Genomic DNA, 25,546 nt, shown 5'->3' with positions numbered 1-25,546 from the left:
TAAGAGAGAGAAAAGATGACGCTCAGGCGTTCTGGCTTTCCGCCGCTTCCGACTGCTTGGGCACCAGCACCGTTGGCTTGTTATCGATGCGGGTCACCAGCAGCTGGTCGATACGGTAGTTGTCGATATCCACGACCTCGAACTTATAGCCGGAGAACTTCACCGCGTCGGTGCGCTTGGGGATTTTACGCAGCATAAACATCATAAAGCCGCCGATGGTCTCGTAGTTCCCGGACTGCGGAAACTCGTCGATATCCAGCACGCGCATCACGTCATCAATCGGCGTACCGCCATCGATCAGCCACGAGTTTTCATCGCGAGCGACGATCTGCTCTTCCAGCCCCTGGCCGACGAGGTCGCCCATCAAAGTCGTCATCACGTCGTTGAGGGTGATGATCCCGACCACCAGCGCATATTCATTCATGATCACCGCGAAGTCTTCCCCGGCGGTTTTGAAGCTTTCCAGCGCTTCGGAGAGGGTCAGGGTATCCGGGACGATCAGCGTGTTGCGGATCTGCACGCCGCCGGTCAGCACCAGGCTCTGGTTCGCCAGCACGCGGTTCAGCAGATCTTTGGAATCGACGTAGCCGATAATATGGTCGATATCTTCATTACAGACGAGGAACTTCGAGTGCGGATGCTCGGCCACTTTATTCTTCAGGCTCTGCTCGTCTTCATGCAAATCAAACCAAATGACGCTTTCACGCGGGGTCATGGAGGAAGGAACGGTGCGGGACTCCAGCTCGAACACGTTCTCAATCAGCTCATGCTCCTGCTTGCGCAGCACCCCGGCCAGCGCGCCGGCCTCAACCACGGCATAGATATCGTCGGAGGTGATATCGTCTTTCCGCACCATCGGCAGTTTGAAGATGCGGAAGATCATATTAGCCATGCCGTTAAACAACCACACCAGCGGGCGGAAGACTAACAGGCAGAAGCGCATCGGGTTGATGATGCGCAGGGCCACGGTTTCGGGCGCAATCATACCGATGCGTTTCGGAGTCAGGTCAGCAAACAGGATGAACAAGCTGGTGACCAGGGTAAAAGAGATGATGAAGCTCAGCTGCTCGGAGAGCTCCGGTGACATATACCCGCTGAGCAGGCTATAAAACGCCGGGGAGAAGGCCGCGTCGCCCACGATACCGCCCAGAATGGCGACGGCGTTAAGGCCAATCTGCACAACGGTAAAGAAGGTGCCCGGGTTCTCCTGCATCTTCAGCACCCGCTGTGCGTTGACGTTGCCTTCATCGGCCAGCAGTTTCAGTTTGATTTTACGTGAGGCGGCCAGTGAGATTTCCGATATCGAAAAAAAGGCACTGACGGCTATCAGACAGAGTATTACTAAAATACTGTTTAACATATCTTTTCTGACCGTTGAGGTCAGATCCTCGGAAGGGAAGTTGATAACTCAAATGTGGAATACATAAAAAACCGGTCCGAAGGCGCTGGACCGGCTGTCACACTGGGTAGTATAGCGTAAGGGAATGTAAAGCCGCCAGAGCGTTCATTAACCGCCTCGCTGTTGAGGCGGAAATCAGAATTACGCCTGAGGCGGCAGGCAGACGCCAATGCCGCCGATGCCGCAATAGCCGTGCGGGTTCTTATACAGATACTGCTGGTGATCGTCCTCGGCATAGTAGAACGGTTTGGCGGTGGCGATCTCGGTGGTGATGTGCCGGGTATCGTGCGCGTCGTTCATCGCTGCCTGGAAGCGCGCGAGGCTGGCCTTTGCCGCTTCCGTCTGTTCCGGCGTCAACGGGTAAATCGCCGAGCGGTACTGGGTGCCGTGGTCGTTACCCTGTCTCATTCCCTGCGCCGGGTCGTGATTTTCCCAGAACACCTGCAATAACTGCTCATAGCTGATGACCTGCGGATCGTAGACCACGCGCACCGCTTCCGCGTGACCGGTCTGGCCGCTGCACACTTCGCGATAGGTCGGATTGGGCGTATAGCCGCCAGTGTAGCCGGCGGCGGTGCTGTAAACCCCCGGCAATTGCCAGAACAGACGTTCAACTCCCCAGAAGCAGCCCATGGCGAACAGCGCGACTTCCATCCCCGCCGGGACGTTGGTCATCGAGTGGCCGTTAACTGCGTGGAGCGTCGCCACTGGCATCGGGGTATTGCGTCCAGGCAGCGCATCCGCCTGGGCGACAAGATGCGTTTTATCAAATAGACTCACGGTGGGCCTCTCAATACAGAAATCGTCGTTAAGGTTGTAACGAAGCGTGTCTTTTAACACAATAAATACGCGTAATACGTCTAGATTAATACATAAGAATTATTTGGGTTATTGCCACTTTTTCAACCCTACGTTGTTAGGGTTTTGTTAAGCCGTGGAGCGGCGCCAGTGTTTCCTGTAGGGGGAAACAGGGATATTCAGGAGAAAATGTGCTAAAAATCCGCCAGTTATGTGTCACCAGCCTTTTGCTGGTCAGCGGGATCGCCAGCGCAGCGAATGTGCGTTTGCAGGTTGAAGGATTATCCGGGGAGCTGGAGAAAAACGTTCGCGCCCAGCTTTCCACCATCCAGAGTGATGAGGTCACGCCGGATCGTCGCTTTCGCGCGCGCGTCGATGACGCCATTCGCGAAGGTCTGAAAGCGCTGGGGTATTACGAGCCGACGATTGAATTTGATCTTCGTCCGCCGCCGAAAAGGGGCCGTCAGGTGCTGATCGCCAAAGTGACCCCGGGTGAGCCGGTGCACATTGGCGGCACCGAGGTGATTCTGCGCGGCGGCGCCCGCACCGACAGCGACTATCTGGCGCTGTTGAAAACCCGCCCGGCCATCGGGACGGTGCTCAACCACGGCGATTACGACGGTTTCAAGAGCTCCCTGACCCGCGTCGCCCTGCGCAAAGGCTACTTTGACAGCGAGTTCAATAAAAGCCAGCTGGGGGTCTCCCTCGATCGCCATCAGGCGTTCTGGGATATCGATTACGACAGCGGCGAACGCTATCGCTTTGGCCACGTCACCTTCTCCGGATCGCAAATTCGTGATGAATACCTGCAAAACCTCGTACCGTTTAAAGAGGGCGACTACTACACCTCTCAGGACCTGGCCGAGCTAAACCGCCGCCTGGCGGCGACCGGGTGGTTCAGTTCGGTGGTGGTGGCGCCTGATTTTGCTAAGTCACGGAAAACCAAGGTGCTGCCTCTGCAGGGCGTTGTCTCGCCACGCAAAGAGAACACCGTGGAAACCGGGGTAGGGTACTCCACAGACGTCGGTCCGCGGGTAAAAGCCACGTGGAAAAAACCGTGGATGAACTCCTATGGCCACAGCCTGACCTCCAGCGTCAGCCTCTCCGCCCCGGAGCAGCAGTTCGACTTCACCTATAAAGTCCCGCTGCTCAAGAGCCCGCTCGAGCAGTACTATCTGATGCAGGGCGGCTTTAAGCGTACCGATCTCAATGACACCCAGGCTGACTCCACCACCCTTGGGTTGTCGCGTTTCTGGGAGATGTCGAGCGGCTGGCAGCGGGCGATCAACCTGCGCTGGAGCCTGGACCACTTTACCCAGGCGAACGTCACCAACACCACCATGCTGATTTACCCCGGGGTCTCGGTGAACCGCACTCGCTCCCGCGGCGGCCTGATGCCCACCTGGGGCGATTCCCAGCGCTACTCGGTGGACTACTCCAACACCATGTGGGGCTCGGACATCAACTTCATCGTGATGCAGGCCCAGGACGTCTGGATCCGTACCCTCTATGACCGCCACCGCTTTGTGGTGCGCGGCAACCTGGGCTGGATCGAAGCGGACAACTTTGACAAGGTGCCGCCGGACCTGCGCTTTTTCGCCGGGGGCGATCGCAGTATTCGCGGCTATAAATACAAATCCATCTCGCCGAAGGACGATGACGGCAAGCTGATCGGGGCCTCGAAGCTGGCCACCGGCTCGCTGGAATATCAGTACAACGTCAGCGGCAAATGGTGGGGCGCCGTGTTTGTCGATAGCGGCGAAGCGGTCAGCGATATTCGCGAAAGTGATTTTAAAACCGGCGCCGGGGTGGGCGTGCGCTGGCAGTCGCCGGTGGGGCCGATCAAGCTGGATATCGCCCGGCCAATCGGCGACAAAGAAGAGCATGGTTTACAGTTTTACATCGGTCTGGGGCCTGAATTATGAGTTTATGGAAGAAGATAAGCCTCGGCGTCTTAATCGTGTTGGTCCTCCTGCTGGGCACCGTCGGGTTCCTGGTGGGCACTACCACCGGCTTGCATCTGGTGTTCAAAGCGGCGGATCGCTGGGTACCGGGGCTGGAAATCGGCAAAGTGACCGGCGGCTGGCGTGATTTAACCCTCGATAATGTCCGCTATGAGCAGCCCGGCGTGGCGGTCACCGCCGGCCAGTTTCATCTCAGCGTCAGGTTGCGCTGCCTGTGGGACAGCAGTCTGTGCGTAAACGACATCTCGCTGCGTGATATTTACGTCGCCGTCGATACGAAGAAGATGCCGCCCTCTGCGCCGGTCGAGGAAGAGGACAGCGGGCCGCTGAATCTCTCCACCCCTTATCCGATCGCCCTCAGCCGCGTCGCGCTGCATAACGTCAACGTCAAAATCGACGATACCGCGGTCTCTGTGCGCGATTTTTCCACCGGCCTGAACTGGCAGGAGAAAAACCTGACCCTGACGCCGACCTCGCTGCAAGGGCTGCTGATTGCCCTGCCGAAGGTGGCGAAAGTGGCGCAGGAGCAGGTGGTTGAACCGAAAATCGACAACCCGCAGCCGCAGGAAAAACCGCTCGGCGAGACGATGACCGACCTCTTCTCGCAGCCGGTGCTGCCGGCGATGACCGACGTCCATCTGCCGTTGAACCTCAATATTGAGGCGTTCCGCGGCGAGCAGCTGCGCCTCACCGGCGATACCGATATCACCGTGTACAACCTGCTGCTGAAAGTCAGCAGTATCGACGGGCAGATGAAGCTCGACGCCCTCGATATCGACTCCGATCAGGGCAAAGTCACCGCCTCGGGCAGCGCCCAGCTGCAGGATAACTGGCCGGTAGACATCACCCTCGCCGGAACGCTGAACGTCGACCCGATGAAAGGGGAGAAAGTGCAGCTGAAGGTGGGCGGCGAGATACGTAAAACGCTTAAGGTCGGGGTGGACTTAAGCGGGCCGGTAGCGGCCACGCTGCGGGCGGACGCGCAGCTGGCGGAGGCCGGGCTGCCGCTCAATATGGAGCTGAAGAGCAAGCAGCTCGCCTGGCCGTTCAGCGGCGAGAAGCAGTTCCAGGCCGACGACGTCCAGCTGAAGTTCAGCGGCAAAATGACCGACTACGCGCTGGCCTTCTCCACCGCGGTGAAAGGCCAGTCGCTGCCGCCGGCGAAAATCGCCCTCAACGCCAAAGGCAATGAGCGGCAGATCAATCTCGACAAGCTGACGGTCAATGCCCTGGAAGGGAAAACCGAGCTGAAGGCGCTCCTCGACTGGCAGCAGGCGATCAGCTGGCGCGGCGAGCTGACCCTCGACGGCATCAACACCGCCAAAGAGGCGCCGGACTGGCCGTCGAAGCTCAACGGCAGGATCAAGACCCAGGGCAGCCTGTACGGCGGCAGCTGGCAGATGTCGGTGCCGGAGCTGAAAATTACCGGCAACGTGAAACAGAACAAGGTGGATGTCTCCGGCTCGCTGCAGGGCAACAGCTATCTGCAGTGGAAGATCCCGGGGCTGCATCTGGCGTTAGGCCCGAACAGCGCCGATATCAAAGGCGAGCTGGGGGTGAAGGATCTGAATCTCGACGCCACCATCGATGCGCCGCACCTGGATAATGCGCTGCCGGGGCTCGGCGGGACGGCGAAGGGGCTGGTGAAAGTGCGCGGCACTGTCGATGCGCCGCAGCTGCTGGCGGACATCACCGCCCGGGCGCTGCGCTGGCAGGAGCTGAGCATCGCCCAGGTCAACGTCAAAGGGGATGTGAAATCCACCGATCAGATTGGCGGCAACCTGGACGTGCGGGTGGATCGCATCAGCCAGCCGGGGGTGAATATCAGCCTGGTGCAGCTCAATGCCAAAGGCACTGAGAAGCAGCATGAGCTGCGGCTGCGGGTGCAGGGCGATCCGGTTTCCGGCCAGCTGGCGCTGGCGGGCAGCTTCGATCGTCAGGCCGAGCGCTGGAGAGGCGCGCTAAGCGATACCCGCTTCCAGACGCCGGTGGGGCCGGTAGCGCTGACGCGCAGTATTGCGCTGGACTACCGTAACCAGGAGCAGAAAATCAGCATCGGGCCACACTGCTGGACCAACCCGAACGCCGAGCTCTGCGTGCCTGAGACCATTGACGCGGGCGCCAGCGGGCGGGCGCGGGTGAATCTCAACCGCTTCGACCTGGCGATGCTTAAGCCGTTTATGCCGGAGGCGACCCAGGCCAGCGGCGTGTTTACCGGTAATGCCGATGTCAGCTGGGACACCACCAAAGAGGGGCTGCCGCAGGGCAAAGTGACCCTCAGCGGGCGCAACGTCAAAGTGACCCAGGTGGTCAATGACGCCCCGCTGCCGGTGGCGTTCGATACGCTGAACCTCAGCGCCGATCTGCACAACAATCGCGCGGAGCTGGGCTGGCTTATCCGCCTGACCAACAATGGCCAGCTGGATGGGCAGGTGCAGGTCACCGACCCGCAGGGGCGGCGTAACCTCGGCGGCAACGTCAATATCAGCAACTTCTCGCTGGCGATGATCAACCCGATTTTCGCCCGCGGTGAAAAGGCGGAGGGACGGCTCAATGCCCGTCTGCGCCTGGGCGGCAACGTGAAAAGTCCACAGCTGTTCGGCCAGATGCAGCTAAGCGGGGTGGATATCGACGGCAACTTTATGCCGTTTGATATGCAGCCGAGCCAGCTGGCGATGAACTTCAACGGTACGCGCTCGACCCTGCAGGGGACGGTGAACACCCGTCAGGGGCAAATCGCCCTTAGCGGGAACGCCGACTGGACGCAGATCGATAACTGGCGGGCGCAGATTGCGGCGAAGGGCAGCCGGGTGCGGATCACCGTGCCGCCGATGGTCCGTCTCGATGTATCGCCGGACGTGGTGTTTACCGCCACGCCAAGCCTGTTCAACCTCGATGGCAAGGTGGATGTGCCCTGGGCGCGGATCGTGGTCAACGAGGTGCCGGAGAGCGCGGTCGGCGTGTCGTCGGACGAAGTGATGCTCGACAAAAACCTCAAGCCGATTAAGCAGCAGAGCGCCGGGATCCCGATCAACAGCAACCTGACGATCCACGTCGGCAACAACGTTCGTCTGGAAGCCTTCGGTCTGAAAGCGCGTCTGACCGGCGATCTGAAAGTGGCGCAGGACAAGCAGGGGCTGGGACTCAACGGGCAGATCAATATTCCGGACGGCCGCTTCCACGCCTATGGCCAGGATTTGATTGTGCGCAAAGGGGAGCTGCTGTTCTCCGGTCCGCCGGATCAGCCGTTGCTGAATATCGAAGCGATTCGTAACCCGGATGCCACCGAAGACGACGTGATCGCCGGCGTTCGCGTCACCGGCTCCGCCGATCAGCCGAAAGCGGAGATCTTCTCCGACCCGGTTATGTCCCAGCAGGAAGCGCTGTCTTATCTGCTGCGCGGCCAGGGTTTGAGCAGCGGACAGAGCGATAGCGCCGCGATGACCTCAATGCTTATTGGTATGGGGGTTGCACAAAGTGGTCAGGTTGTGGGTAAAATCGGCGAGACGTTTGGCGTAAGCAATTTGGCGTTGGACACCGAAGGGGTAGGCGACTCTTCCCAGGTGGTGGTCAGCGGCTATGTACTGCCGGGTCTGCAGGTAAAATACGGGGTCGGTATCTTCGATTCCCTGGCGACGCTGACTTTACGTTATCGCCTGATGCCTAAGCTATATGTGGAAGCGGTGTCTGGCATCGACCAGGCGCTCGATTTGCTCTATCAGTTTGAGTTTTAGCAATGCGAATATTTGTTTACGGCAGTTTACGACGCAAACAAGGCAACAGCCACTGGATGACCAACGCCCAGTGGCTGGGCGCTCATAGTGTCGACGATTATCAGCTGTACAGCCTGGGCCACTATCCAGGCGCGGTGCCCGGCGAAGGCACAGTACATGGTGAAGTTTATCGTATTGATGCATCGACGCTGGCCGAACTGGATGCGCTCCGCACCAAGGGGGGCGAGTATGCGCGCCACCTGATTCAGACGCCTTACGGCAGCGCATGGATGTATGTCTATCAACGTTCCGTTGAGGGTTGTACGTTGATAGCGAACGGCAACTGGTTGGATCGCGACCAGTATTAACCACGACAGCGCCACCTTCGGGTGGCGTTGTTTTTTCTGCGCCCGCCTCTTACCAGAGCGGCAGATAATCTCTCGCCAGCCACATCGTGGAAGCCAGCGTCGTCAGCGCGAGGAATAATAATCGTCGTGTTGGGGTGCTGAACATTACATGACCTCCTCGGGCGTGGTTTGGGGGGCTGCCTCCCGCAGGTAACGCCGCATCGCCGATCGCAGCTTCAGCCAGTCAGCCACCCGGTGTGACAATAACCAGGCCGTTGGGCCAATCAGCTCCAGTACCGCCAGTATCCCGCCAAAGCAGAGTAACAATAAGGACAGCATGTCCAGTGAATCCTGAACCTGCCACCAGACGCGTCGGCCTGACTGAAGGGCGCTGATGATTTCTACCCCGAGAAATAGCAGATACATCACCAGCGCTAGGCCGTAAAACAGGTAATAAAGCAGCGACAGCTGTCTGCGTCCAGGATAGAGCGGATGGTTTTTTACATAAGCCGCGCCGTCGCTGGCATTGTATAGCGCATGGATCGCCCGGCTGTCGCGCTCGTATACGGCGACGATACGATCGCCAGTGGCAAGAAACGGTGGCTGACGACGATAGAGAACAGGATGCAGCGCGAAATTAGCGCAGCCAGCCTGCCACCAGAAGGCCAGCGGCAGGGAACCGCATTGTATCCCGAGGCCGTGATATTCCCGCGTAGGATTGCCCGCATACCACTTCTTAAAGTGGGTATCGGTGATGATGTCGGTTTTAACCGCATAGCGTTCCGGCAGGGCATGCGTAAAAGGCATCACCGACCGGCGGACGGCCCGCGGCGTTGCGGGTAGGGGCTGGCAAAAAGAAAAGTCGCGGCGGCGGGCCTGCGCCATCTTCGCCAGCAGATCGCGCATCGCGGGGTGCCGTTTTAGCGCCGGGTGGAACAGCCGCTCGCAGAGCCCGGTTAACAGCGCGATGAAGGCCAGTACCGCGATAATGCCGCAGCCGAACTTTGCCCATTCTGAGGCGCTCACCAGGAGCGGAATAAGGGAGACGATGAGGGTCAGCAGGCTGATAATCAGCAGCGGCCGGGCCCAGCGCTTGACGCGTTGACTGGGCTCAAGGAGCGTTTCGCCATCGCTGAGCCAGTGGATCCAGTAACTGCCGTTGTCCAGGCGGCGGGCGCCGAGATACAGAGGCTGATGGGTCTTCAGGCGGTCAAAAAGCGAGGGGTCGTTAAAGTAGCGTTTATCGGTATAAAAGACATGGTCGCCGGCGATAAGGCGCAGATACCCCTGTTTTTCAGAGGCGGCGGTTGTGAAGCCAGAAAAGTTAAGAGTGAAATAGCGAACGCTTTTCACGGGACACCCTCCATGGTGTTATCGCGGCTATCCGTGCCGCAATCAGGCAGGGTATGACCCTGCCTGAGACAGAATTACTTCTGCTTAGCGCGCTCGAAAGAGGCAACGATTTCAGCTTTCGCCGCTTCTGCGTTGTCCCAACCGTCGACTTTAACCCACTTGCCTTTTTCCAGATCTTTGTAGTGCTCAAAGAAGTGAGTGATCTGGGCTTTCAGCAGTTCCGGCAGGTCGTTCACATCGTTGATGTGATCGTATTCTTTGCTCAGCTTGGTGTGCGGTACCGCAACCAGTTTCGCATCTTCACCGGATTCGTCGGTCATCTTCAGAACGCCAACCGGACGGCAGCGGATCACGGAGCCCGGCTGCAGCGGGTACGGGGTCGGGACCAGCACGTCAACCGGGTCGCCGTCCAGGGACAGGGTGTGGTTGATGTAGCCGTAGTTGCACGGATAGAACATCGCAGTGGACATGAAACGGTCAACGAACAGTGCACCGCTCTCTTTGTCGACTTCGTATTTGATGGGATCTGCGTTCGCCGGGATCTCGATCACGACGTAGATGTCTTCCGGCAGATCTTTGCCCGCAGGTACGTTGAGTAAGCTCATGTCTGTTTCCTTTAAAATGTATGGCAAACAAGTGCTCGGTATTATAGCCAACTCACATCGAATGTCTTCGCTTCTTTTTCCCGATCTCGCCGTGGAGTGCTCTGAATTTTGCGCGCAATAATGGCATGAAAATCCATAAACATAGCCACATCATGAATAAATTTATGTAACCGTTTTCATTGCATGTGATTGATTTATCAAACCGCTTAAAAAAACGTCATAAACCGCAACAGCCGCGCTCCCTGCGAAGCCTTATCGGCTCTCCGCTGGGCAACGGGGCCGTCATTAACATCTCATTTACTTTTTTGAAGTGTGATGTAACGCATTCAGTTACATCACCGATTGTCTATAGTTTGTCCGCAGGTGAGACTTTAACCAACAATAACCCTACGAGGATACCCTTATGTGGAAGCGCTTACTTCTTGTCACAGCAGTTTCCGCAGCTATGTCGTCTATGGCGATAGCTGCCCCGCTAACCGTAGGTTTTTCGCAGGTCGGTTCTGAATCCGGCTGGCGTGCGGCAGAAACCAGCGTCGCGAAAGAGGAAGCCGCCAAGCGCGGTATCACGCTGAAGATCGCCGATGGTCAGCAAAAACAGGAAAACCAGATCAAAGCGGTGCGCTCCTTTATCGCCCAGGGGGTAGACGCGATCTTCATTGCACCGGTAGTGGCTACAGGCTGGGAGCCGGTACTGAAAGAGGCGAAAGAGGCCAAAATCCCGGTCTTCCTCCTCGACCGTTCTATTGATGTGAAAGATAAAGATCTCTACATGACCACCGTGACCGCCAACAACGTACTGGAAGGTCAGCTGATTGGCGACTGGCTGGTGAAAACTGTCGACGGTAAGCCGTGTAACGTCGTGGAACTGCAGGGCACCGTCGGGGCCAGCGTGGCCATCGACCGTAAGAAAGGCTTCGCTGACGCCATCGCCAAAGCGTCGAATATCAAAATCATCCGCTCTCAGTCCGGCGACTTCACCCGCAGCAAAGGGAAAGAGGTTATGGAGAGCTTTATCAAGGCTGAGAATAACGGCAAAAACATCTGCATGGTATTCGCTCATAACGACGATATGGCCATCGGCGCCATCCAGGCCATTAAAGAAGCTGGCCTGAAGCCGGGCAAAGATATTCTGACCGGCTCCATCGACGGCGTGCCGGATATCTATAAAGCGATGATCGCCGGCGAAGCCAACGCCAGCGTCGAGCTGACGCCAAATATGGCCGGCCCGGCGTTTGATGCGCTGGAGAAATACAAAAAAGACGGCACCCTGCCGGAGAAGCTGACCATTACCAAATCGACGCTGTATCTGCCGGATACGGCGAAAGAAGAGTTAGAGAAGAAGAAAAATATGGGCTACTGAGTGAATAGCCCCTCATCCCGACCCTCTCCTCAGCCGGAGAGGGTAACAGGCAGCGTTCCAGCAACCCCGGCAAGCACAGCGCGAACCGGGGCAACCTGACATCATTTGAAGGTGATATCGATTATGAGCGCCGAGGCACACCAGGAGATCCTTCGCACCGAAGGACTCAGTAAATTCTTCCCCGGCGTTAAGGCGCTGGATAACGTCAACTTTAGCCTGCGGCGCGGCGAAATCATGGCCCTGTTGGGCGAAAACGGCGCCGGGAAATCGACGCTGATCAAAGCGCTTACCGGCGTTTACCATGCCGATCGCGGCACTATCTGGCTGGAAGGCCAGACCATTTCCCCGAAAAATACCGCCCATGCCCAGCAGCTGGGGATCGGCACTGTCTACCAGGAAGTGAACCTGCTGCCCAATATGTCGGTGGCGGATAACCTGTTCATCGGCCGTGAGCCGCGGCGGTTTGGCCTGCTGCGGCGGAAAGAGATGGAGGCCAGGGCGACGGCGCTGATGGCCTCCTACGGCTTTTCCCTCGATGTGCGCGAGCCGCTGAACCGCTTTTCAGTGGCGATGCAGCAGATCGTCGCTATCTGCCGGGCCATCGACCTGTCGGCCAAGGTGCTGATCCTCGACGAGCCCACCGCCAGCCTCGATACCCAGGAGGTGGAGATGCTGTTTACCCTGATGCGCCAGCTCAGGGATAACGGCGTCAGCCTGATCTTCGTCACCCATTTTCTCGACCAGGTCTATGCGGTCAGCGACCGCATTACCGTGCTGCGCAACGGCAGCTTCGTCGGCTGCCGCGAGACCCGCGAACTGCCGCAGATTGAGCTGGTGAAAATGATGCTGGGCCGCGAACTGGACCACAACGCCCTGCAGCGGGCGGGCCGAACCCTGCTGAGCGATAAGCCGGTGGCGGCATTTGAAGGCTACGGTAAAAAAGGCACCATCGCCCCGTTCGACCTGCAGGTGCGTCCGGGCGAAATCGTTGGCCTCGCCGGCCTGTTGGGTTCCGGCCGCACGGAAACCGCCGAGGTGATCTTCGGTATTAAAACGGCGGACAGCGGGAAGGCGTGGATCAAAGGCAAACCGCAAACCCTGCGTTCTCCGCATCAGGCCTCCTGCCTCGGGATCGGCTTCTGTCCGGAGGATCGCAAAACCGACGGCATTATCGCCGCCGCCTCGGTGCGGGAAAATATCGTCCTCGCTCTGCAGGCGCAGCGCGGCTGGCTGCGGCCGATACCCCGGCGCGAACAGAACGAGATCGCCGAGCGCTTTATTCGCCAGCTGGGGATCCGCACCCCCAGCGCGGAGCAGCCGATCGAGTTTCTCTCCGGCGGCAACCAGCAGAAGGTGCTGCTTTCGCGCTGGCTGCTGACCAAACCGCAGTTCCTGATCCTCGATGAGCCGACCCGCGGCATCGACGTTGGCGCCCATGCGGAAATCATTCGCCTGATTGAAACCCTCTGCGCCGATGGCCTGGCGCTGCTGGTCATCTCCTCTGAACTGGAGGAGCTGGTGGGTTACGCCGATCGGGTCATTATCATGCGCGATCGCCGGCAGGTGGCCGAGATCCCGCTCGCCGAGCTCTCTGTACCGGCGATCATGAACGCAATTGCGGCATAAGGAGTAACCCATGATGCCTCGATCTCTTTCGCAAACCGGCCCGGAGAAGCGACGCTTCACCTGGCCGAAGGGCACCCCGCAGATCATTGCCCTGCTGCTGGTTCTGCTGGTCGACAGCCTGGTGGCGCCCCATTTTTATCAGGTGGTGCTCCAGGATGGCCGCCTGTTTGGCAGCCCAATCGATATTCTCAACCGCGCCGCCCCGGTGGCGCTGCTGGCCATCGGCATGACGCTGGTGATCGCCACCGGCGGCATCGACCTGTCGGTGGGGGCGGTGATGGCGATAGCCGGCGCGACGGCCGCCTCGATGACCGTCGCCGGTCACAGCCTGCCGGTGGTGCTGCTGGCCTCGCTGGCGGCGGGCGCGCTGGCCGGGCTGTGGAACGGCATTCTCGTGGCGGTCCTTAAGATCCAGCCCTTTGTGGCGACGCTGATCCTGATGGTGGCCGGACGCGGGGTGGCGCAGTTGATCACCGCCGGGCAGATCGTCACCTTTGATTCCCCGGCGCTGGCGTGGCTCGGCAGCGGATCGTTCCTCCTGTTTCCGACGCCGGTGATCATCGCCGCCGCGACCCTGCTGCTGTTCTGGCTGTTTACCCGCAAAACGGCGCTGGGCATGTTTATCGAAGCGGTAGGGATCAATATCCGCGCGGCGAAAAACGCCGGCGTCAATACCCGCATCGTGGTGATGCTGGCCTATGTCCTGAGCGGCGTCTGCGCGGCGATCGCCGGGATCATCGTGGCGGCGGACATTCGCGGCGCGGATGCCAATAACGCCGGGCTATGGCTTGAGCTGGACGCCATTCTGGCGGTGGTCATCGGCGGCGCTTCGCTGATGGGCGGGCGCTTCAACCTGCTGCTGTCGGTGGTGGGGGCGCTGATTATCCAGGGAATGAACACCGGGATTTTGCTCTCCGGCTTCCCGCCGGAGCTCAACCAGGTGGTGAAAGCGGTGGTGGTGCTGTGCGTACTGATTGTCCAGTCGCCGCGCTTTATCGGTTTACTGAAAGGGGTACGCGGCCATGATAAAACGTAATTTACCGTTGATGATCACCCTCGCGGTGTTTGTGCTGGGCTATCTCTACTGCCTGACGCAATTCCCCGGCTTTGCCTCGACGCGCGTGATCTGCAATATCCTGACGGATAACGCCTTCCTCGGGATCATCGCCGTGGGCATGACCTTCGTGATCCTCTCCGGCGGGATCGATCTGTCTGTCGGGTCGGTGATCGCCTTTACCGGCGTCTTTCTCGCCAAAGCGATTGGCTTTTGGGGAATATCACCGCTGGTGGCGTTTCCGCTGGTGCTGGTGATGGGCTGCGCCTTCGGCGCGTTTATGGGGCTGCTGATTGACGCCCTGAAGATCCCGGCCTTTATCATCACCCTCGCCGGCATGTTCTTCCTGCGCGGCGTGAGCTATCTGGTGTCAGAGGAGTCGATTCCGATTAACCACCCGGTGTACGACACCCTGTCCGGGCTGGCATGGACCATTCCCGGCGGCGGACGCCTCAGCGCCATGGGGCTGCTGATGCTGCTGGTGGTGGTGGCCGGTATTTTTGTCGCCCACCGCACCCGCTTCGGCAACCAGGTGTATGCCATTGGCGGCAACGCGACGTCGGCGAATTTAATGGGGATTTCCACCCGCAGCGCCACGATCCGTATCTATATGCTCTCCACCGGGCTGGCGACGCTGGCCGGGATCGTCTTTTCCATTTATACCCAGGCGGGCTATGCGCTGGCGGGCGTCGGCGTGGAGCTGGACGCCATTGCCTCGGTGGTGATCGGCGGCACGCTGCTCAGCGGCGGCGTCGGCACTGTGCTGGGAACCCTGTTCGGGGTGGCGATCCAGGGGCTGATTCAGACCTACATCAACTTCGACGGCACCCTCAGCTCATGGTGGACCAAAATCGCCATCGGCATTTTGCTGTTTATCTTTATCGCGCTGCAGCGTGGGCTGACCGTGCTGTGGGAAAACCGGCAGAATGCGGCGGTCACGCGGGTGAGCGGGGCGGGGAGTCGCTAAAAGAGAGGCTCCTCCCGCAGGCGCGGGAGGAGCGGGCAGGGCGCTTAGGCGTCCGGGAACGACTTAATAAAGTTCTCGACGTCTTCCACCATGTGGTTGTTGCCGACGAAGAAGGAGCGGCGCTGGTGCAGGCTTTCCGGAACAATATCCAGAATACGCTCTTTACCATCGCTGGCCTTACCGCCCGCCTGTTCGGCGAGGAAGGCCATCGGGTTGCATTCATACAGCAGGCGCAGCTTGCCGTCCGGGTGGCTGGCGGTGCTTGGATAGAGGTAGATGCCGCCTTTCAGCAGGTTGCGGTGGAAGTCCGCCACCAGCGAGCCGATATAGCGTGAGGTATAAGGACGCTGCGTCGCTTTGTCCTCTTCCTGGCAGTACTTAATGTACTTCTTCACGCCCTGCGGGAATTTGATGTAGTTGCCTTCGTTAATGGAGTAGGTATTGCCCTTCTCCGGGAAGCGCATGCGCTCCTGGCACAGGCAGAAGACGCCGAGGGACGGGTCGTAGGTGAAGGCGTGGACGCCGCAGCCGGTGGTATACACCAGCATCGTCGAAGAGCCATAGACCACATAGCCCGCTGCCACCTGTTTGTTGCCCGGCTGCAGGAAATCTTCTTCTGTCACCGGCGTGCCAACAGGCGTCACGCGGCGGTAGATAGAGAAGATCGTACCAACAGAGACGTTAACGTCGATGTTAGAGGAGCCATCCAGAGGGTCCATCAGCACCACGTATTTGGCGTGTTCACACCCTTCGAAGACGACAATCTCATCTTCTTCTTCAGAGGCGATCCCGGCAACAATATCGCGTGCTCGCAGTGCGGCTTTTAATTTTTCATTCGCGAACAGATCGAGTTTTTGCTGCACCTCGCCCTGAACGTTTTCAGCACCGCTGGCACCCAGGATATCGACCAGACCGGCCTTGTTGATATCGCGGTGGATGATCTTGGCGCCCAACTTTATTGCTGACAACAAAGCAGTCAGCTCACCGGTGGCGTGGGAGAACTCGTGCTGCTTTTCAACAATAAACTCACCTAACGTTTTCATAACTCGTTCCCTGCATTTTTATGTTGAGTAAAACGAACGCAACAATCTTAACAAAGAATCAAAAAAGTGCGCACTAGTGAATCGCGCCAGCAAAATACAGATTCGCCTGAAATGCATTTCGCCAGGGCCCGGGATATGGGTAAAATGTGCCCCGGATAAGAGAAGGAAATGACGAATGCGCATTCATATTTTAGGAATCTGTGGCACGTTTATGGGGGGCCTGGCCATGCTGGCGCGCTCCCTCGGTCATGAGGTAACGGGGTCGGATGCTAACGTCTATCCGCCGATGAGCACCCTGCTGGAAAACCAGGGGATTGATTTAATTCAGGGCTATGACCCCAGCCAGCTGGAGCCCCGGCCGGATCTGGTGATCATCGGTAACGCCATGACTCGCGGCAACCCGTGCGTTGAAGCGGTGCTGGAAAACAATATTCCCTATATGTCCGGTCCACAGTGGCTGCACGACTTCGTGCTGCGCGATCGCTGGGTGCTGGCCGTCGCCGGGACCCACGGCAAAACCACCACCGCCGGCATGGCGACCTGGATCCTTGAAGCCTGCGGTTACCAGCCGGGCTTCGTGATCGGCGGCGTGCCGGGCAATTTTGACGTCTCTGCGCGCCTGGGCGACAGCCCTTTCTTCGTCATTGAAGCGGATGAATACGACTGCGCCTTCTTCGACAAGCGCTCCAAATTTGTTCACTACTGCCCGCGGACGCTGATCCTCAACAACCTTGAGTTCGACCACGCGGATATCTTTGACGACCTGAAGGCGATTCAGAAGCAGTTCCACCATCTGGTGCGCATCGTGCCGGGCAAAGGCAAAATTATCCTGCCGGAGAACGACATCAACCTGAAGCAGGTGATGGCGATGGGTTGCTGGAGCGAGCAGGAGCTGGTGGGCGAGCAGGGCCACTGGCAGGCGAGGAAGCTGAACGCTGACGCCTCGCAGTGGGAAGTGCTGTTCGACGGTGAAAAGGTCGGCGAGGTGAAATGGGCGCTGGTCGGCGAGCATAATATGCATAACGGCCTGATGGCCATTGCCGCGGCGCGTCACGTCGGGGTACTGCCGGCGGATGCCGCGAACGCGCTGGGCAGCTTTATCAACGCCCGCCGTCGCCTGGAGCTGCGCGGCGAAGCCAACGGCGTCACCGTGTATGACGATTTCGCTCATCATCCGACGGCCATTCTCGCTACGCTGCAGGCGCTGCGCGGCAAAGTGGGCGGCACCGCGCGCATTCTCGCCGTGCTGGAGCCGCGCTCTAACACCATGAAAATGGGCGTCTGCAAGGACGATCTGGCGCCGTCTCTTGGCCGCGCCGATGAGGTGTTCCTCCTGCAGCCGCAGCATATCCCGTGGCAGGTGGCGGAAGTGGCGGAAGCCTGCGTCCAGCCGGCTCACTGGAGCGCCGACGTCGATACCCTGGCGGAGATGGTGGTCAAAACCGCCCATCCTGGCGACCATATCCTGGTGATGAGCAACGGCGGCTTCGGCGGCATTCATCAAAAGCTGCTGGATAAACTGGCGCAAAAAGCGGCCGCGACAGAGTAACGTCCCGCCTCCGGTCACTGCCCTCCGCGTGAGGGCAGTTTTGTTTTTACCTACAGGGATGGTGTGATGCTTACCCGCGAAAGCGTACTTTCTACCGACTCGCCCCATTTCGCCATGCTGGACGCGCTCTACGCGCGCGCCTTTCCTTGGCACGAGCAGCGCGAAAGCGAGGCCAAGCGTCAGGCACTGAGCAACGCGCACTACGCGCTGGAGGCGTGGTTCGATGAGGACGTATTTATCGGCCTCAGCGGCTGCTGGCAGTTTGCCGGCTACTGTTATGTCGAACATTTGGCGATCGACGATACGCTGCGCTCCCGCGGCTATGGTAAACAGCTGCTGGCGCAGATCCTGACGCGCGCGCCGCTGAGCATTCTGGAAATCGATCCGCTGAGCAGCGAGATCGCCCATAAACGGCTGCGCTTTTATCAGTCGATGGGATTCCACGCTAACCCCTGGGCGCATCGTCATCCGACCTATCATCAGGGCATCGCGGATCATGAACTGCTGGTGCTGAGCTACCCGCAGCCGATCGATGAGCGACAGTATCAGCAGTTTGCCCGGGATCTCGGGCGCGAGGTGATGGGGTGGGCGTAGCCCGGCGCGGCGTACCGCTCCGGGCGTTCGGCTGGGGTATGTTTACTCTTTGGCGATCGGCGTGTCGTTCTCCGCCACTTTATTGTCGCCCTGAATCTGCGCGATTTTCTGCTCGACGGCGGCCACCTGGGCACTGTCATGCAGCAGGGTGTAGGTCAGATCAAACTGCGCGCTGGCGCCCGGCTGCAGCTGTTTTACGCGTTTTTGCTCGCGTTCAATGGTCACCGGATAGGCGTAGCTGGTCCCCGGCTCGATACCGGTGACATAGCCCTGTTTGACGGTGTCGGTGTTTTTCCACAGCGTCAGGACCGGCAGCTGGCGGGTGTCGAACTGAATGGAGGCTCCTTTATCGCCCGCTTTGTTGACCACGGCGGCCAGCGTCTGGTGATTTTCATCGGCCAGCGGCTGAATATTAAACACCATCTCGTCAAAGTCTTTGGTCGGCCCCTGATAGGTTTGCCAGGTTTTTAATCCGCTCTTAGCGTAATCATTGAACGGGCTGATGCTGGACATCGGGGCGAGGAAACGCGCGCCTTCTTCCAGGATCGGGGTGCCGAAGTTGCTGTGGTAGATGATCTGGTAATCATGCGGATAGTCGGCGTGATTGGTTAAGACATCGTGCAGGCTGAAGCTGTTGCTGCCCGGGATATAGCGCAGCTCAGTCATGGTTTGCAGATCGGCTTTTTTGAAGGTGCTCTCTTTCACCAGCCCGCGGACGCGAATTTCATACGGCGCGCTGTCGGCCACCTCTACCTCCACCAGAGAGGCCGGCGTGTTGCCTGCCTTGCCGTGCAGGGTATAAATTTGCCCGTCCGCAGTCACCGGATGGCCGGTCCACTCGTAGCCGCAGCGGACCATCATTTCGTTGAACCCTTCCAGCCAGCCGAGCCCGTTGCGACTCTCCAGGTTGATAAAGGCCGGGTTAACAACCTCTTTGACCGGCGAATCCCAACCCATCCGGCTGCCGAAGCCTTCCACTCGCAGCAAGTTCATGCCGCGCGTCGGGCTGAGGGTGATGGTCAGGCCGTCTTTACTGCGAATGGTGAGGATTTTGCTGCCTTCCTGCTTGCCGCCGTGCAGGACTTTCTGCTCAATGCTGAACGCATGGTCTTTCACCTTCAGCTGATCGCTGCCGATCTGCCAGTTTCCCTTATCCATGCCCTCTTCAGCATTCGTCAGCACCCATGTTTTTGCCGCGGCGGAGCCAGAAACCAGCAGAGCGATAGCCGTCAGAACCAGTGTCTTTTTCATTTTTATTCCCTTTTTGCTGAATCGATTGTGTCATTGACGTGTGAAATCTACCGGCATGGGGGTGATTAAAATGTGAAGCGCCTCACCTGGTGAGAAAGTGGCCGTTTTTAAGATGTTAAATGCGATAGGCGTCGTATTATTGTGATAAACCATGCTTAATTATCACCACAAGATGTGATCTGCATTGCTTTTAGCTTTAACGATTCAGCTTTAGAGAAGGCAATAAACGACAGTCTCGTTGTGTGGACTTGGGGGTTCAGGGGAACCCCCTGCTGGCGCGATGCTTGCGTTGAAGAAGGGGAAGGTGGGCCGGATAAGGCGTAGCCGCCATCCGGCACAACAACGGGAATAGCGTAGGATACAGCCTGCCCGGCGGCGAGGCGCTTGCGCGGGCCTGCGGAGTTGAACAACTGTTTGATAACTCAGGTTCAGCAGCCTTCCGTAGGCCGGATAAGGCGTAGCCGCCATCCGGCACAACGACGGGAACGGCGTTGGATATAGCCTGCCCGGCGGCGCGGCGCTTGCGCGGGCCTGCGGAGTTGAGCAACTGTTTGATAACTCAGGTTCAGCAGCCTTCCGTAGGCCGGATAAGGCGTAGCCACCCCCAGACAAAGCGGAGTAGCCCGGATAAGGCGCAGCGCGCCGCCATCCGGGTGACTTGTGCGGCAAATGCGGCGGGAATTAGCCTTCGTTTTCCGCCAGTTCACGCAGATACTGGAAGATCAGGCGCGCGGATTTCGGCGGTTTGTTGCCTTCTTTCTCTTTCTTCGCATTGCGGATCAGGGAACGCAGCTGCTGACGGTCAGCATCTGGCCACAGGTTCAGCACTTCAGCTACGGCGTCATCCCCGTCGTCAATCAGTCGGTCACGGATCTGCTCCAGCTTGTGGAACAGCGCAACCTGCTGGTTGTGGCGGTTTTTCAGCTTATCCAGCGCCTGACGAATCGGATCGACATCGCGATTGCGCAGCATCTTACCGATAAGCTGCAGCTGGCGGCGGCGACCCTCTTTTTTGATTCGCTGGGCGAGTTCGATGGCGTCGCGCAGGTCAGTATCCAGCGGAATTTTATCCAGCGCGTTTTTCCCCAGGTCAACGAGTTCCGCGCCAAGACGCTTCAGTTCTTCCGCGTCGCGCTTAATTTCACTCTTACTGACCCAGATAATTTCATCGTCTTCATCCTCGATATCATCACCGGGAACGTCGTCGAGCCAGTCTTCGGGCTGCTTTGTCATCTCAGGCTCCTTAAAAAAAGAGGCTAATGTTACCAGTTAAGGCGCGCACTGAAAAACGGTTCTCTGTTAGACTTCAGTTAACTCCTTCTTACATTATGGCATTAGCAATGAAAGTGATCTCTCAAGTTGCCCAGCAACGTAAGACGCTGGAAGAGGCCGTGACCACGGCGCTGGAACTGGCGGCAGGTAAATCCGATGGCGCGGAAGTCTCCGTCAGCAAGACGACGGGCATCGGCGTCAGCACCCGCTATGGCGAAGTGGAGAATGTAGAATTCAATAGCGATGGGGCGTTAGGCATCACGGTTTACCACCAGAACCGCAAGGGCAGCGCCTCTTCCACCGATCTCAGCCCGGACGCCATCGCCCGCACCGTGCAGGCGGCGCTGGATATCGCCCGCTACACCTCCCCGGATCCCTTCGCCGGCGTGGCGGATAAAGAGCTGCTGGCCTTTGACGCCCCGGATCTGGACCTGTTCCACCCGGCGGAGGTCTCCCCGGATGAGGCCATCGAACTGGCCGCCCGCGCAGAGCAAGCGGCGCTGAAGGCCGATAAACGCATCACCAACACCGAAGGCGGCAGCTTTAACAGCCACTACGGCATCAAAGTGTTCGGCAACAGCCATGGCATGCTGCAGAGCTACTGTTCGACTCGCCACTCCCTTTCCAGCTGCGTGATCGCGGAAGATGACGGCGACATGGAACGCGACTACGCCTATACCATTGGCCGGGCGATCGAGGATCTGCAGTCCCCGGAATGGGTCGGGGAAGAGTGCGCCCGCCGCACCCTGTCGCGCCTCGCGCCGCGTAAGCTATCGACCATGAAGGCGCCGGTGATTTTCGCCAATGAAGTGGCGACCGGGCTGTTTGGCCACCTGGTCGGAGCGATTGCCGGTGGTTCGGTATACCGCAAATCCACCTTCCTGCTCGATTCGCTGGGCAAACAAATTTTGCCGGAGTGGCTGACCATTGAAGAGCATCCGCACCTGCGTAAAGGACTGGCCTCCACGCCGTTCGACAGCGAAGGCGTGCGCACCGAGCGTCGCGATATCGTCAAAGACGGCGTGCTGACCCAGTGGCTGCTGACCAACTACTCCGCCCGCAAGCTGGGGATGAAAAGCACCGGCCACGCCGGCGGCATCCATAACTGGCGCATCAACGGCCGCGGCCTGAGTTTTGCAAAGATGCTTAAAGAGATGGGCACCGGTCTTGTGGTTACCGAACTGATGGGGCAGGGTGTCAGTGGCGTCACTGGCGACTACTCACGCGGCGCATCCGGCTTCTGGGTAGAAAATGGCGAAATTCAATATCCTGTCAGTGAGATCACCATTGCAGGAAATCTGAAAGAAATGTGGCGTAATATCGTGACCATCGGCGATGATATTGAAACGCGCAGCAACATTCAGTGCGGTTCTGTGCTGCTGCCGGAGATGAAAATCGCCGGGCAATAACACCTGTTTGCTTAAATAATAAAAAGGAAGTGAGCAATGCGTAAAAAACTGTTAGCGATGCTGGCTGTCTCTGCTTTTGCGCTCGGTTCAGCCTCGGCCTTTGCCGACCTGGGCGAAGACATGGACACTCTGGCAGAAAATCTGCAAGTGGTACAGAAAACCTCCGACGCCGGCGAACTGAAAGCGGCGCTGAATAAGATGCGTACCGCCGCGGTTGATGCCCAGAAAGAGACGCCGCCGAAGCTGGAAGGCAAAGCGGCCGACAGCGCTGAGATGAAAGATTACCGTCACGGTCTGGATATTCTGATCGGCCAGATCGACGGCGCGCTGAAGCTGGCGAATGAAGGCAAGGTGAAAGAGGCGCAGGCCGCCGCGGAGGAGTTTAAAACCACCCGCAACACCTACCATAAGAAGTACCGCTAACTGCCGTTTTCGGGAGGCCTCAGCCGATGTCTCCCGCCTCAAAGCCTACCGATATCACACTTTTCGATCTCTTTTTCCGGCCTTTCCGCAGCCGCGGGCTGCGCATTCACGCGCATTGTTGTGATACGTCTCACGCCATAATTGCTGTTTTTTCATTTTTCCAGTGAATGTGTGGGGTCGATCACGCCTGCCGTCTCCCTTTCCACTTCGAAGTGGAAAACAACTCGCTACAAACTCCCATCCCCCGGCGCTACTTTGATTCCCAGAGACATCAGCGGGGTATCAGAAGTGAATAACGGAGCGGTAATACACGACGTAGGGGAGCAGGCAGCGCAGACCGAACGCCTGGCTGACAAGATGCTGCAGCAGGTTTTTGCCCTGTTAAGCCGTCACGGCATCGTCCCTAACGACGTTCAGGAGCAAATGCTGACCTCCCACGTGCGGGCGATGGCCCACCGGTCAATCAGCGGGGAACCGCTGCCGGAAGTGGATGCCAGCCTGTTCGAAGAGATTTCACCAGATTCAATGACGTTGGCCCGCGAAGTGGTCGCGCAGTTCGGCAACCTGCCTGATGAAGAGGCCTGGCTGCTCTCCGTCCATTTCGAAGTCGCAAAAGAAAACCTGTAAGGAGCAAAACATGGAACAAATCACCGTAGTTATTGGCGACCGTCTGGGTAAAGGCCAAAAAGTCGCCGCAGGCGCAGAGAAAGCCGGCGCACGTGCAGTGGTCGTCCCTGGCGTTGCTGCCGACATGAAGCTTGGCGACATGATGAAAGCGGAAAACGCCACCTTCGGCATCTCCTTCTGCGGCAGCGGCGGCGCCGGCGCCATCACCGCCCAGACCAAACACGGCTACAAAGCGAAATACGGCATGCGTTCCGTGGAAGAGGGCGTCACCGCCATCAACGAAGGCTGCAACGTGCTGGGCTTCGGCTTTATGGATAAAGAAGAGCTGGGCGAGCGGCTGGTAGAGGCCTGGAAAAAGAAATACGGCGCATAAGTATGAAAGAGCAATTCACCACCACGGTGAGGGTTGCCGGCAAAGGCGAAAGCAAATCACGGGCCTTCGCCGATGCCCTGAACCATGTGCAGGCTGCGGTGATGAAAACGTCATCGCACATTCTGCTGCGTATTGAGCCACAGGACGTGACGGTTGTTCATGCGCGCGAAGCGGTACGAAAAGAGGCCTTCCTGTTTTTCTTTTTGCGCCGTGAACGACGGACCTACAGCGTGGAGCTGGACGTCACCGTCAACGTGACCGCCATCGATCTCGATAAAGTGGATTTCGTCACGCAAACCTGATTGTTAGCAAAGGGTCTGACTATGTTCCTGATAATATTAATAAAATCGCTTATCATCGGCGGCCTGGTCGGCGTCGGCGTGGGCGCCGGAGCGGCACGCATGTTTCATGCCCCTACCACCCAGGGGATGGGGGCGTTTCGAACCCTGGGCGAGCTGAACTCCTGTGAGGGCGATCCGGCTTCCCACTTCTCCTTTGGCCTCGGTTTCTTCTTTAACGCCTGGGCCTCTTCCGTTGCAGCAGGCTCCTTCACCCAGGATGTTGACCACCGCATTATCCCCAACTGGGGCGCGGCGGCGCTGATGCTGAAAAATCGTAACGTCGGCGAAACGCTGCACGATCCGAAAAAAATGGCCATCTCCTGCGGCATCATCGGCATGATCGTCGTCGCCTTCCTTAACCTCACCGCCTCGTCCGTACCGGAAGCGCTGCAGGTGACCGCGGTTAAGGTACTGGTCCCGGCGGCAAACCTGCTGGTGAACACCGTGATGCCGGTGATCTTCTGGCTGGCGGCGATCGACGCCGGTAAAAAATCAGGCTTCTGGGCGACCATCTTCGGCGGCGCGGCGCAGCTGATTATGGGCAACGCCGTACCGGGGCTGGTGCTGGGCATCCTGATCGGCAAAGGCGTTGAAGAGAGCGGCTGGAACCGGGTCACCAAAGTGATGATGGTGGCCATTGTCGCCCTGTTCGTCCTCAGCGGCTTCTTCCGCGGCTTCGACATGAAGATGATCGAATCCTTCCATCTGACCGTGCCGAACTGGCTGGACATGATCCACAACTCACTCAGCGGCAAGTAACGGGAGCCTGATAATGGAACAGAATAAAGGTTTTTGGTATGCCGACTGGTCGTTCCCGATCTTCGTTGGCCTGCTCTCCTCCGGCGTCTTCGCCGGGACCCACATGTACTACCTGTACGGCATCGGCGCCTTTAACGAAGTCGCCTTCGTGGCGATGCTGAAGTCGGGGATTGATACCGGCGTTTACGGCGCGGTGGCGGCGTTTGGCGCCAGCTTCCTGTTCGCCCGCATCATCGAAGGGTCGCTGGTGGGGATCCTCGATATCGGCGGCGCTATTCAGACCGGGATCGGTCTTGGCGTCCCGGCGCTGCTGCTCGGCGCAGGCTTTGTCTTCCCGGTGGCGAACTTCGCCGCCTCGCTGGCAACCGGCCTGATCCTCGGCCTGGCGGTGGGCTACATCATCATTCTGGCGCGTAAGTTCACCATCAACCAGAGCGACTCCACCTACGGCGCCGACGTGATGATGGGGGCCGGTAATGCCTCCGGCCGCTTCCTCGGCCCCTTGATCATCCTCAGCGCAATGACCGCCTCGATTCCTATCGGGATCGGCTCGCTGGTTGGCGCCCTGCTGTTCTACATCTGGCAGAAACCGATCACCGGCGGCGCCATCCTCGGCGCGATGATCCTCGGCTCCATTTTCCCGGTGGCGATTAGCTAATCGCCCGATGGCGCGGCGCTTATCGGGCCTACACGTCAGCGCGATTGGTAGGCCGGATAAG

23 protein-coding genes are annotated in these 25,546 nt (G+C 58.6%); 16 read left to right on the top strand and 7 right to left on the bottom strand.

The features are described 5' to 3' along the window. Positions 1 to 22: 22 nt before the first annotated feature. Together K5R89_RS17415 and msrA are read right to left on the bottom strand one after the other, a co-directional pair. A complete protein-coding gene (locus K5R89_RS17415) occupies positions 23 to 1,360 on the bottom strand; it encodes a hemolysin family protein (protein ID WP_023291742.1) in 1,338 nt (445 codons plus the stop codon). Between the two features lie 180 nt (positions 1,361 to 1,540). After that, the gene (msrA, locus tag K5R89_RS17410; RefSeq protein WP_002886721.1) at positions 1,541 to 2,179 is read right to left on the bottom strand and encodes a peptide-methionine (S)-S-oxide reductase MsrA; all 639 of its coding nucleotides are present in this window, start codon (positions 2,177 to 2,179) and stop codon (positions 1,541 to 1,543) included. 209 nt (positions 2,180 to 2,388) lie between these two features. On the opposite strand from msrA, the gene tamA reads away from it, so the two are divergent. The 3 genes from tamA to K5R89_RS17395 are packed head-to-tail and all read left to right on the top strand — an operon-like array spanning position 2,389 to position 8,242. Continuing rightward, positions 2,389 to 4,122, top strand: a complete 1,734-nt coding sequence (tamA, locus tag K5R89_RS17405; protein WP_217259422.1) for an autotransporter assembly complex family protein — start codon at positions 2,389 to 2,391, stop codon at positions 4,120 to 4,122. Next, on the top strand, positions 4,119 to 7,895 hold the full coding sequence (tamB, locus tag K5R89_RS17400) for a translocation/assembly module TamB domain-containing protein (protein WP_217259423.1): 3,777 nt from the start codon (positions 4,119 to 4,121) through the stop codon (positions 7,893 to 7,895). The genes tamA and tamB overlap by 4 nt, the downstream gene beginning before the upstream one ends. 2 nt (positions 7,896 to 7,897) lie before the next feature. After that, positions 7,898 to 8,242: a gamma-glutamylcyclotransferase gene (locus K5R89_RS17395; RefSeq protein ID WP_002886724.1), complete on the top strand. Its 345-nt coding sequence runs from the start codon at positions 7,898 to 7,900 to the stop codon at positions 8,240 to 8,242. Between the two features lie 144 nt (positions 8,243 to 8,386). Here K5R89_RS17395 and K5R89_RS17390 read toward each other — a convergent pair whose 3' ends face one another. Together K5R89_RS17390 and ppa are read right to left on the bottom strand one after the other, a co-directional pair. Next, positions 8,387 to 9,574, bottom strand: a complete 1,188-nt coding sequence (locus K5R89_RS17390) for a hypothetical protein (protein WP_217259424.1) — start codon at positions 9,572 to 9,574, stop codon at positions 8,387 to 8,389. Positions 9,575 to 9,648: 74 nt separating this feature from the next. Beyond that, positions 9,649 to 10,179, bottom strand: coding sequence for an inorganic diphosphatase (ppa, locus tag K5R89_RS17385; protein ID WP_002886766.1), 531 nt, complete (start codon positions 10,177 to 10,179; stop codon positions 9,649 to 9,651). A gap of 403 nt (positions 10,180 to 10,582) precedes the next feature. On the opposite strand from ppa, the gene ytfQ reads away from it, so the two are divergent. From ytfQ to yjfF, 4 genes are all read left to right on the top strand, one after another. Next, positions 10,583 to 11,539, top strand: a complete 957-nt coding sequence (ytfQ, locus tag K5R89_RS17380; protein WP_002886769.1) for a galactofuranose ABC transporter, galactofuranose-binding protein YtfQ — start codon at positions 10,583 to 10,585, stop codon at positions 11,537 to 11,539. Positions 11,540 to 11,662: 123 nt separating this feature from the next. Next, a complete protein-coding gene (gene ytfR, locus K5R89_RS17375; protein WP_032736727.1) occupies positions 11,663 to 13,165 on the top strand; it encodes a galactofuranose ABC transporter, ATP-binding protein YtfR in 1,503 nt (500 codons plus the stop codon). 10 nt (positions 13,166 to 13,175) lie between these two features. Continuing rightward, on the top strand, positions 13,176 to 14,201 hold the full coding sequence (gene ytfT / locus K5R89_RS17370) for a galactofuranose ABC transporter, ATP-binding protein YtfT (RefSeq protein WP_023291747.1): 1,026 nt from the start codon (positions 13,176 to 13,178) through the stop codon (positions 14,199 to 14,201). Further along, a complete protein-coding gene (gene yjfF / locus K5R89_RS17365) occupies positions 14,188 to 15,186 on the top strand; it encodes a galactofuranose ABC transporter, permease protein YjfF (RefSeq protein WP_002886825.1) in 999 nt (332 codons plus the stop codon). Before ytfT ends, yjfF begins: the two co-directional genes overlap by 14 nt. A 44-nt stretch (positions 15,187 to 15,230) precedes the next feature. Here yjfF and fbp read toward each other — a convergent pair whose 3' ends face one another. Further along, complete coding sequence (gene fbp, locus K5R89_RS17360) at positions 15,231 to 16,229, bottom strand: class 1 fructose-bisphosphatase (protein ID WP_004206493.1); 999 nt, start codon at positions 16,227 to 16,229, stop codon at positions 15,231 to 15,233. A 175-nt stretch (positions 16,230 to 16,404) separates the two neighbouring features. Here fbp and mpl point away from each other — a divergent pair, with 175 nt between their 5' ends. Both mpl and K5R89_RS17350 read left to right on the top strand, forming a co-directional pair. After that, complete coding sequence (mpl, locus tag K5R89_RS17355) at positions 16,405 to 17,778, top strand: UDP-N-acetylmuramate:L-alanyl-gamma-D-glutamyl-meso-diaminopimelate ligase (RefSeq protein WP_044525197.1); 1,374 nt, start codon at positions 16,405 to 16,407, stop codon at positions 17,776 to 17,778. Between the two features lie 66 nt (positions 17,779 to 17,844). Then, a complete protein-coding gene (locus K5R89_RS17350) occupies positions 17,845 to 18,372 on the top strand; it encodes a GNAT family N-acetyltransferase (RefSeq protein WP_217259425.1) in 528 nt (175 codons plus the stop codon). 42 nt (positions 18,373 to 18,414) lie between these two features. On the opposite strand, the gene K5R89_RS17345 is transcribed toward K5R89_RS17350, so the two are convergent. After that, on the bottom strand, positions 18,415 to 19,623 hold the full coding sequence (locus tag K5R89_RS17345; RefSeq protein ID WP_023291750.1) for an aldose 1-epimerase family protein: 1,209 nt from the start codon (positions 19,621 to 19,623) through the stop codon (positions 18,415 to 18,417). Between the two features lie 681 nt (positions 19,624 to 20,304). Next, positions 20,305 to 20,856, bottom strand: a complete 552-nt coding sequence (gene yjgA, locus K5R89_RS17340; protein ID WP_004206498.1) for a ribosome biogenesis factor YjgA — start codon at positions 20,854 to 20,856, stop codon at positions 20,305 to 20,307. Positions 20,857 to 20,951: 95 nt separating this feature from the next. Here yjgA and pmbA point away from each other — a divergent pair, with 95 nt between their 5' ends. The 7 genes from pmbA to K5R89_RS17305 all read left to right on the top strand — a co-directional run bounded on the left by pmbA (position 20,952) and on the right by K5R89_RS17305 (position 25,485). Further along, positions 20,952 to 22,304 (top strand): metalloprotease PmbA, encoded by a 1,353-nt coding sequence (pmbA, locus tag K5R89_RS17335; RefSeq protein ID WP_032429082.1) that lies wholly within the window; start codon positions 20,952 to 20,954, stop codon positions 22,302 to 22,304. Between the two features lie 36 nt (positions 22,305 to 22,340). Next, complete coding sequence (cybC, locus tag K5R89_RS17330) at positions 22,341 to 22,727, top strand: cytochrome b562 (protein WP_002886893.1); 387 nt, start codon at positions 22,341 to 22,343, stop codon at positions 22,725 to 22,727. Between the two features lie 288 nt (positions 22,728 to 23,015). Next, the gene (locus tag K5R89_RS17325; protein ID WP_004206500.1) at positions 23,016 to 23,354 is read left to right on the top strand and encodes a PRD domain-containing protein; all 339 of its coding nucleotides are present in this window, start codon (positions 23,016 to 23,018) and stop codon (positions 23,352 to 23,354) included. Between the two features lie 10 nt (positions 23,355 to 23,364). Continuing rightward, a complete protein-coding gene (locus K5R89_RS17320) occupies positions 23,365 to 23,727 on the top strand; it encodes an SFCGS family glycine-rich protein (protein ID WP_032454653.1) in 363 nt (120 codons plus the stop codon). A gap of 2 nt (positions 23,728 to 23,729) precedes the next feature. After that, positions 23,730 to 24,029 carry a DUF4312 family protein gene (locus K5R89_RS17315; protein WP_004206503.1) on the top strand — a complete coding sequence of 100 codons (300 nt, stop codon included), beginning with the start codon at positions 23,730 to 23,732 and terminating at the stop codon, positions 24,027 to 24,029. Positions 24,030 to 24,050: 21 nt separating this feature from the next. Next, the gene (locus tag K5R89_RS17310) at positions 24,051 to 24,827 is read left to right on the top strand and encodes a DUF4311 domain-containing protein (RefSeq protein WP_002886897.1); all 777 of its coding nucleotides are present in this window, start codon (positions 24,051 to 24,053) and stop codon (positions 24,825 to 24,827) included. Between the two features lie 13 nt (positions 24,828 to 24,840). Continuing rightward, positions 24,841 to 25,485, top strand: a complete 645-nt coding sequence (locus K5R89_RS17305; RefSeq protein ID WP_004206504.1) for a DUF4310 family protein — start codon at positions 24,841 to 24,843, stop codon at positions 25,483 to 25,485. The last annotated feature ends 61 nt before the right edge of the window (positions 25,486 to 25,546 follow it).

Source organism: Klebsiella sp. TF21-TM (assembly GCF_019753495.1).
GTDB lineage: Bacteria > Pseudomonadota > Gammaproteobacteria > Enterobacterales > Enterobacteriaceae > Klebsiella > Klebsiella quasipneumoniae.
Note: the sequence above shows the minus strand (reverse complement) of the source record. Positions and strands in the feature narration are given on the sequence as shown.